The organism is Pseudomonas sp. XP2, assembly GCF_053557975.1.
The window spans coordinates 5,559-12,123 of sequence record NZ_JBNRIK010000023.1 but is presented as its reverse complement, the minus strand read 5'-3'; the positions used below and the strand labels follow the sequence as shown (position 1 = coordinate 12,123).

The window sequence follows — 6,565 nt, the reverse complement described above, 5'->3', positions numbered from 1 at the left end:
GACAAGATCGAACGGATCATCCATCCGCCCAAATCCTGATTGATTTCACAGGCCTGAACGCGCCATGTGGGAGCGGCCTTGCGTCGCGAAAGGGCTGCGAAGCAGCCCCAGCGTTTCAGCAATAACGCATAGATTGCCGGGGCCGCTTTGCGGCCCTTTCGCGGCACAAGGCCGCTCCCACAAGACCGCGTTTATATCAGCCCGCCGCTGATGCCTTCAAAGCACCATCCAGGTCCTCGATCAGGTCGCGGTAATCCTCGATCCCCATCGACAACCGCAGCAGGTTCTCGCTGATCCCCATCACGCCTTTCTGCTCCGGGCTCAGCGAGCAATGCGACATGGTCCACGAGTGGTTGATCATGCTCTCCACCCCGCCCAGCGAGTCGGCCAGCACAAAGATCTGCAACGCCTCCACCAGGCGGTTGAGCGCGGCGCGGTCGCCCTTCACCTTCATCGCCACTACCGCCCCGCCACTGCGCATCTGGCGTTTGCACAGTTCATGCTGGGGGTGGCTTTCCAGCCCCGGGTAATACACCTGCTCGATCTGCGCATGCCCTTCGAGAAAGCGTGCCACCTGCAGGGCGTTGGCACACTGGCGCTCCATGCGCACATCCAGGGTCTTCAGGCCGCGCAGGGCGAGGTAACAGTCAAATGGCCCCTGCACCGCGCCAATCGCCATGCTGATGCGGCGCAGGCGTGCCAGCAGTGCATCATTGGCCGCCACTACCACGCCACCGGTCAGGTCGGAGTGGCCGCCGATGTATTTGCTGGCGGAGTGCATCACCAGGTCCACGCCCAAGGTGATCGGGCGCTGGTTCCACGGTGAGCAGAAGGTGTTGTCGATACAGGTCAGGATGCCCCGCGCCTTGGCCAGGTCGCACACCGCCTTGATGTCGACCAGGTGCAGCAACGGGTTGGTCGGCGACTCGATCCAGATCAGCTGGGTTTGCGGCTTGATGGCGGCGGCCACAGCCTCAAGGTCGTTGAGGTCGACATAGGTGGTGGTCAGGCCCGAGGTACGGCTGCGGTAGTCCTCCAGAATGCGGAAGGTGCCGCCATACACGCCGTTCATCACCACCACGTGGGCATCCTTGGGCAGCAGCTCAAGCACGGTTGCGGTGGCATTGACGCCCGAGGCACAGGCCACAGCGCCCACGCCTTCTTCAAGGGCAGCGACACAGGTTTCGTAGGCATGCCGGGTAGGGTTGCCGACGCGGCTGTAGGAGTATTCCGGCTTGTCGTCCAGGCTGCGCTTGGTGAACGAGCTGGCGGTGACGATAGCCGGGAAAATGGCGTTTTCGGCAACGCTGAACTGCTCGCCGGCGTGAATGGTACGGGTGGCGAAATTGCGCGGCTTGTCGGACATGGTCAGGCCCATTGGCAGAGTGAAGGCTGCAACTATCGCACAACCCAAATCGTCTGGCCTTGGGGTAATCTGTGAAAAATTTTTCTACACGGCCCGCGCGCGATATGGACAGTTTCGACCAGCACATACTTACCCTGCTTCAGCGCGATGCCTCGATCGCGCTCAAGGACCTGGCCGAGGCCGTCAACCTTTCCACCACGCCGTGCTGGAAGCGGGTCAAGCGCCTGGAAGAAGAAGGCTACATACTCGGCCGTGTCGCCCTGCTGGACCCCGAACGCCTGGGGCTGGGGCTGACGGTGTTCGTCCAGCTCAAGACCCAGCGCCATGACAGCGCCTGGCTGGAGCAGTTTGCCGCGACCGTGACCGGGTTTGAGGAAGTGATGGAGTTCTATCGCATGTCGGGGGACTGGGACTACATGCTGCGGGTGGTGGTGGGGGATATTGCGGCGTATGACCGGTTCTACAAAAAGCTGATTACCCGCACCGATGGGCTGTCGAACATCACCTCCAGTTTTGCCATGGAGCAGATGAAGTACACCACGGCTTACCCGGTGCATCGTTCCTGATTCTGCATGGCTGCACCGGCCCTATCGCCGGCAGGCCAGCTCCCACAGGTTTATCACAGGTTCTGAAAGCTGTGCAGTCCCTGTGGGAGCTGGCTTGCCGGCGATAGGGCCCTTGCAGGCAACCCGTCAATCCGCGGCCAACACCGCCGCAATGCGGTTCCCTGCCTTGGCTTTCTCGACCTTGATCGCCACAAATTTCGAGGTAGGGGTGTAGGTCCCCTCGCCATAACTTTCCAGCGGCACCAGTGGGTTGGTCTCCGGGTAATACGCCGCCGCCTGCCCCTCAGGCACGTCATACGCCACCAGGCGGAACCCAGAAACGCGCCGTTCCACGCCGTCCTCCCACAGCGACACCAGGTCCACCTGCTCACCCGGCTCAAAGCCCATGCGGCGGATGTCGGCCTCGTTGACGAACACCACTTCACGCAGGCCAAACACCCCGCGGTAGCGGTCATCCAGGCCATACAGGGTGGTGTTGTACTGGTCATGCGAGCGCAGCGTCTGCAAGATCAGGTCGGGCTTGTCACCCCGGGCCAATACCTTGGCGTTGATCAACTCTTCCGGCAGTGCGTGGGGCATGAAGCGAGCCTTGCCCGTGGTCGTGCGGAAGTTGCGATCGGCGGCATTGTTGCCCAGGTGGAAACCGCCCGGGCTATGCAGGCGTTCGTTGAAGCCGGTGAAACCTGGGATCACGTCGGCGATCATGTCACGAATGCGGTTGTAGTCGGCCACCGCATACTCCCAGTCGATCGGCTGGTTGCCCAGCGTGGCCTTGGCCATGCCGGCGATGATCCACGGCTCCGAGCGCATGTGCGGCGAGCGTGGGCGCAACTGGCCGTTGGAGAGGTGCACCATGCTGAAGGTGTCCTCCACGGTCACGCCTTGCGGCCCTTCGGCCTGCAGGTCGATTTCGGTACGGCCCAGGCACGGCAGGATCAGTGCATCGCGGCCGGTGACCAGGTGCGAGCGGTTGAGCTTAGTGGAAATCTGCACGGTCAACGCGCAGTTCTGCAATGCCGCGTGGGTGCGCGGGGTGTCCGGGGTGGCTTGGGCGAAGTTGCCGCCCAGGGCGATGAACACCTTGGCCCGCCCCTCCTCCATGGCTTTGATCGCCAGCACCGCGTTGTGCCCGTGGGCACGCGGCACACGGAACTGGAAGCGTTTTTCGATGGCGTCGAGCAACGCCGGCTTGGGCTTCTCGTCAATGCCCATGGTGCGGTCGCCCTGCACGTTGCTGTGGCCGCGCACCGGCGACAGGCCGGCCCCGGGCTTGCCGACGTTGCCGCGCAGCAACTGCAGGTTGACGATTTCCTGCACGGTAGGCACCGAATGGCGGTGCTGGGTAACGCCCATGGCCCAGCACATGATCACCCGCTCGGCCTTGCGGTACATGCGTGCGGCCAGCTCGATCTCGGCCAGGGTCAGGCCCGACTGTTTGACGATGTGTTCCCAAGAGGTGGCGTCCACCGCTGCCAGGTAGTCATCGACGCCGCTGGTGTGCTCGGCGATGAAGGCATGGTCGAACACCGCCGGCTCGCCCTTGGCCTGGGCTTCACGCTCCCACTGCAACAGGAACTTGGCAATGCCGCGCATGGCTGCCATGTCCCCCCCCAAGGCCGGGCGGAAGTAGGCGCTGGACGTCGGCTCGGAGCCGTTGCTGAGCATTTCGAACGGGTGCTGCGGATGTTGGAAGCGCTCCAGGCCACGCTCTTTTAGCGGGTTGAAGCAGACCACCTGGGCCCCACGCTTGACCGCCTCACGCAGCGGTTCGAGCATGCGCGGGTGGTTGGTGCCGGGGTTCTGGCCGATGACAAAGATGGCGTCGGCCAGCTCCAGGTCGTGGAACACCACGGTGCCCTTGCCCACCCCGAGGGTTTCCGACATGCCTGCGCCGCTGGCTTCGTGGCACATGTTCGAGCAATCGGGGAAGTTGTTGGTGCCGTAAGCGCGCACGAACAGCTGGTAGAGGAACGCCGCCTCGTTGCTGGCCCGGCCCGAGGTGTAGAACTCGGCCTCATCGGGCGACTGCAGCGCACGCAGGTGCGTGGCGACCAGCTCGAAGGCCTCCTGCCAGGTGGTTTCGACATAGTGATCGGTGGCAGCGTCGTAACGCATCGGGTGCGTGAGGCGGCCCTGGTATTCGAGCCAGTAGTCGGTCTGCTCCCTCAGCGCGCTGACGCTGTATTTGGCGAAGAAAGCCGGGTCGACCGAGCGACCGGTCGCCTCCCAGTTAACCGCCTTGGCGCCGTTTTCGCAGAACTTGACCATGTCGCTTTCCGGCGACTCGCCCCACGCACAGCCGGGGCAGTCGAAGCCGCCGTTCTGGTTGGTCTTGAGCATGGCCCGCAGGTTCTTGAAGGCATTTTCGCTGCCCAGCCAGCTTTTGGTGACGCTCTTGAGCGCCCCCCAACCGGCGGCGGCGCCCTTGTAGTCCCTGATGTGTTCGTCCTGGCTCATGCGATGAATCCTCACGCTTCGATGCTTTTTTCCAGCCTATTGAGCGTGAGGCAGGGGCGTCCAATCGAAAGATCTTACGGTGTGATAAGCGGTTTCGATCATGGGCCGGGAATGTGGTTGCAGCCATGATAGAGGCCGTCGATCAAGCAGTCGGACAAAGCAATTTGACGCCCCTGCGGCCAGGTTATAGCTTGGAGATGTGTCCCAACCCATTCGAGCGCGAACGTGGAACAGAACAGCCGGGCCCTGATTGACGGCTTCAACCGGAAAATCGACTACCTGCGGATGTCGGTCACCGACCGCTGTGACTTCCGTTGCGTCTACTGCATGGCCGAAGACATGCAGTTTCTGCCGCGCCAGCAGATCCTCAGCCTCGAAGAACTGTTCCAGGTGGCCGAGCGCTTCGTCGCCCTGGGCACCCGCAAGATCCGCCTGACCGGCGGCGAACCACTGGTACGCCAGGGCATCGTCGACCTGTGCGGGCGCATCGCAGCCCTGCCCGGCCTGCGCGAACTGTGCCTGACCAGTAACGGCTCGCAACTCGGGCGCCTGGCACAGCCACTGTTCGACGCGGGGGTCTCGCGCCTGAACATCAGCCTCGACAGCCTGGATGCCGACCGTTTCAAGCAACTGACCCGCACCGGCGACCTGCATCAGGTCATCGCCGGCATCGACGCCGCGCGCCAGGCCGGCTTCAAGCGCACCAAGCTCAACTGCGTGGTGCTCAAAGGGCGCAACGACCATGAACTGGTCGACCTGGTGCGCTTTGCCATCGATCGCGAACTGGACATCACCTTCATCGAAGAAATGCCGCTAGGGGTGATCAGCGAACACGAGCGCGGCGAGTCGTTCTGCTCCAGCGACGAAGTACGCGCGCGCCTGGCCGAGCAGTTCACCCTGATCGAATCCACCGAGTCGTCCCAGGGCCCCGCCCGTTACTGGCGTCTGGCAGAAGCGAACACCCGGGTAGGCTTCATTTCGCCGCACAGCCACAACTTCTGCGCCACCTGCAACCGCGTACGGCTGACGGTCGAAGGCCGGCTGCTGCTGTGCCTGGGCAATGAACACTCGGTGGACCTCAAGCACGTGCTACGCGCCCACCCCGGCAACGCCGAACGCCTGGAAAAGGCCATCCGCGATTCGCTGCACCTCAAGCCGTACCGCCATCACTTCGAAGTCGGTGGCGACGTGCAGATCCTGCGCTTCATGAACATGACCGGCGGCTAAGCGGCCGTCTCTGGATATCCATGATCGTCCACCCAACCCCTGATGTGCTGCGTGTGCTGTTCACCCTCAAGGGTTCGATCGTCAAGCGCATTGCCCTGCGCTGCCTGATGGTGACCCTGCTGGCAGCGCTGATCGTGCTGATCGAGCGCCATTACCCGGCGTTTTTCTACCCGGTGAGCGCCACGCCGTTCACCTTGCTTGGCCTGTCGCTGTCGATCTTCATGAGCTTTCGCAACAACGCCTGCTATGACCGCTGGTGGGAGGGCCGCAAGGCCTGGGGCAAGCTGATCATCGAAACCCGCTCGTTCGTGCGCGAAAGCGTGGTGATTGCTGACGACAACCTGCGTACGGAGCTGCTGCGCAGCCTGTGCGGTTTTGCCCATGCACTGAATGCACGGCTTCGTAACGAGGATGATCTGGCAGCCGCTCGGCCGTGGCTGGCCCGGCCTGAGAGGATCAGCCCGCACAACGTGTGCGACGGCATCCTGCGTGAGATTGGCGAACACTGTTCGCAGTTGGCCGCACAACAGCAGATCAGCGACTGGCGCTACAGCCTGCTGGAGCAACGGCTGGTGGGGCTGACCGAAGTACAGGCCACCTGTGAGCGGATCAAGGGCACCCCGTTGCCGTTCCCCTATACGCTGCTGCTGCACCGCACCATCTACATCTTCTGCCTGCTGTTACCGTTTGCCCTGGCCGAGCCGCTGGGCTGGCTGGCACCCCTGTTCACCACCATCGTGGGGTACACGTTCTTCGGGCTGGATGCGATTGGCAACGAGCTGGAAGACCCGTTCGGGCGTGATGAGAACGACTTGCCTACTGATGCCATGGTGCGGACTGTAGAGCGCGATGTGCTGGCGGGGTTGGGGGAGCAGCAGTTGCCTCCGGCATTGTTGCCGGTCGGATATGTGTTGAGCTGAGCAAATGCGCCCTCCTGTGCTGGCCCTTT

The 6,565-nt window shown here is 63.0% G+C and carries 5 protein-coding genes; 3 read left to right on the top strand and 2 right to left on the bottom strand.

Features of this window, described 5'->3' with window-relative positions; genetic code table 11:
- Positions 1 to 196: 196 nt before the first annotated feature.
- Entirely contained in the window at positions 197 to 1,378 is a 1,182-nt protein-coding gene (locus ACK1VC_RS21535) for a trans-sulfuration enzyme family protein (protein WP_060519197.1), read from the bottom strand.
- A gap of 92 nt (positions 1,379 to 1,470) precedes the next feature.
- Between ACK1VC_RS21535 and ACK1VC_RS21530 the strand changes: the two genes are divergently transcribed.
- Entirely contained in the window at positions 1,471 to 1,932 is a 462-nt protein-coding gene (locus ACK1VC_RS21530) for an Lrp/AsnC family transcriptional regulator (RefSeq protein WP_016488609.1), read from the top strand.
- A 126-nt stretch (positions 1,933 to 2,058) separates the two neighbouring features.
- Here ACK1VC_RS21530 and ACK1VC_RS21525 read toward each other — a convergent pair whose 3' ends face one another.
- Positions 2,059 to 4,389 carry an FdhF/YdeP family oxidoreductase gene (locus ACK1VC_RS21525; protein ID WP_023047729.1) on the bottom strand — a complete coding sequence of 777 codons (2,331 nt, stop codon included), beginning with the start codon at positions 4,387 to 4,389 and terminating at the stop codon, positions 2,059 to 2,061.
- Positions 4,390 to 4,614: 225 nt separating this feature from the next.
- Between ACK1VC_RS21525 and moaA the strand changes: the two genes are divergently transcribed.
- Together moaA and ACK1VC_RS21515 are read left to right on the top strand one after the other, a co-directional pair.
- Positions 4,615 to 5,616, top strand: coding sequence for a GTP 3',8-cyclase MoaA (moaA, locus tag ACK1VC_RS21520; protein ID WP_016488611.1), 1,002 nt, complete (start codon positions 4,615 to 4,617; stop codon positions 5,614 to 5,616).
- A gap of 20 nt (positions 5,617 to 5,636) precedes the next feature.
- On the top strand, positions 5,637 to 6,536 hold the full coding sequence (locus tag ACK1VC_RS21515) for a bestrophin family protein (protein WP_191086878.1): 900 nt from the start codon (positions 5,637 to 5,639) through the stop codon (positions 6,534 to 6,536).
- Positions 6,537 to 6,565: the final 29 nt, after the last annotated feature.